The sequence below is a fragment of the Streptomyces sp. UH6 genome, assembly GCF_013421635.1.
GTDB lineage: Bacteria > Actinomycetota > Actinomycetes > Streptomycetales > Streptomycetaceae > Streptomyces > Streptomyces abyssomicinicus.
Window position 1 is genome coordinate 1 of the sequence record NZ_JACADT010001112.1, and the last position, 1,756, is coordinate 1,756.

Annotated in this window: 1 protein-coding gene; it reads left to right on the forward strand. The window is 69.4% G+C overall.

Annotation, left to right across the window (positions count from 1 at the left end; genetic code table 11):
• Positions 1-89: 89 nt before the first annotated feature.
• Entirely contained in the window at positions 90-1,640 is a 1,551-nt protein-coding gene (gene ffh / locus HW445_RS29760; protein WP_180223922.1) for a signal recognition particle protein, read from the forward strand.
• The last annotated feature ends 116 nt before the right edge of the window (positions 1,641-1,756 follow it).

Genomic DNA, 1,756 nt, shown 5'->3' on the forward strand with positions numbered 1-1,756 from the left:
TCGCGACCGGCAGGGACCGGCAGCGGTCCGGGCCAGATACCCTGGACACCACATTCATCCGCCCCCGACACCGAGGACCGACGAGCGCCGTGTTCGATACCCTCTCCGACCGCCTCAGCGCGACTTTCAAAAACCTCCGCGGGAAAGGCCGGCTCACCGAGGCGGACATCGACGCCACGGCCCGCGAGATCCGTATCGCGCTCCTCGAGGCGGACGTCGCCCTGCCGGTCGTGCGCTCCTTCATCAAGAGCGTCAAGGAGCGGGCCCTCGGCGCCGAGGTCTCGAAGGCCCTGAACCCCGCCCAGCAGGTCATCAAGATCGTCAACGACGAGCTGGTGACCATCCTCGGTGGTGAGACCCGCCGCCTGCGGTTCGCCAAGAACCCGCCGACCGTGATCATGCTCGCCGGCCTCCAGGGCGCCGGTAAGACCACCCTCGCGGGCAAGCTCGGCAAGTGGCTGAAGGACCAGGGACACTCCCCGCTCCTCGTCGCCGCCGACCTCCAGCGCCCCAACGCCGTGAACCAGCTCAGCGTGGTCGCCGAGCGCGCCGGTGTCGCCGTCTACGCGCCCGAGCCGGGCAACGGCGTCGGCGACCCGGTGAAGGTGGCCAAGGACTCCATCGAGTTCGCGCGGGTCAAGGTCCACGACATCGTGGTCGTGGACACCGCCGGCCGCCTCGGCATCGACGCCGAGATGATGCAGCAGGCCGCCGACATCCGGGACGCGGTCTCGCCCGACGAGATCCTCTTCGTCGTCGACGCGATGATCGGCCAGGACGCGGTGAACACCGCCGAGGCCTTCCGCGACGGCGTCGGTTTCGACGGCGTGGTGCTCTCCAAGCTCGACGGTGACGCCCGAGGCGGTGCCGCGCTGTCGATCGCCTCGATCACCGGCAAGCCGATCATGTTCGCGTCGAACGGTGAGAAGCTCGAGGACTTCGACGCCTTCCACCCCGACCGGATGGCCTCCCGCATTCTCGACATGGGTGACCTGCTCACCCTGATCGAGCAGGCGGAGAAGACGTTCGACCAGGCCGAGGCCGAGAAGATGGCCTCCAAGCTGGCCTCCAAGAAGGGCCAGGAGTTCACCCTCGACGACTTCCTGTCCCAGATGGAGCAGGTCAGGAAGATGGGGTCGATCTCCAAGCTTCTCGGCATGCTCCCGGGCATGGGTCAGATCAAGGACCAGATCAACAACCTCGACGAGCGCGAGGTCGACCGCACCGCCGCGATCATCAAGTCGATGACCCCTGCCGAGCGCACCGACCCGCTGATCATCAACGGCTCCCGCCGGGCCCGCATCGCCCGGGGTTCGGGCGTCGAGGTCAGCGCGGTGAAGAACCTGATCGAGCGGTTCCTCGAGGCGCGCAAGATGATGTCGCGGATGGCCCAGGGCGGCGGCATGCCGGGCATGCCGGGCGTGCCCGGCATGGGCGGCGGTCCGGGCCGACAGAAGAAGCAGCAGAAGAAGGCCAAGGGCAAGCAGCGCTCCGGCAACCCGATGAAGCGCCGGCAGCAGGAGCTGGAGGAGGCCCAGCGGCGCGAGGCCGCGGCGCAGGGCGGCAACGCCTTCGGCCTGCCGCAGCAGGGCTCCAAGGACTTCGAGCTCCCCGACGAGTTCAAGAAGTTCATGGGCTGACGACGCCTCCGACCGACGCCGAGCCGGGTGCGCCCCCACTGCGGGGGCCGCCCGGCTCTCGCGTCACGCGGGGCCGCCCCGGCCACCGCGTCGCGCGGGGCGCGGCGCTACCGGGT